We start from the raw sequence: 545 nt of genomic DNA, 5'->3' as shown, positions 1-545 counted from the left end.
CGGTTGGGGTAGCCTCAATGAAAGTCCCCACCTGAAAGCGGAGAAATAGCTAGCTAAAACTAGCATGTTACGGCGTAGCAGAGACTGTTACGGCACGAGACTCGCGCAGATTACGTATCCAAAGTGTACATCACGCAATATCTGTGCCTACCGCAGCATCGTCATCCGAAGGCGGAGAAATCTGAGCTCCAGTCGTATGGGCGGACTGCCTGGGTCGCGCCTCAAGGAAAGTCCCCGCCCCCGAAAGCAGGGAAATAATGCGCAAGCTCTGGAGTGCCGCGAACGTTAAGGTACCTCAATGAAAGTCCCCGCCCTAAGGCGGGGAAATCTCCGTGTTCTCGCACGAACTGTGCCGTTTCGCGCCAGGGCGCCTCAATGAAAGTCCCCGCCCGAAGGCGGGGAAATTTGTGGTCCCCTGACGGCTGGAACGGATCGCCGGACGGCCTCAATGAAAGTCCCCACCCGAAGGCGGGGAAATCACCGACCACCCCCGCCCCCTATATGCCAAAACCACCGCCTCAATGAAAGTCCCCACCCGAAGGCGG

The sequence above is a fragment of the Rothia sp. HMSC073B08 genome, from assembly GCF_001812975.1.
Lineage (GTDB): Bacteria > Actinomycetota > Actinomycetes > Actinomycetales > Micrococcaceae > Rothia > Rothia mucilaginosa.
Note: the sequence above shows the minus strand (reverse complement) of the source record.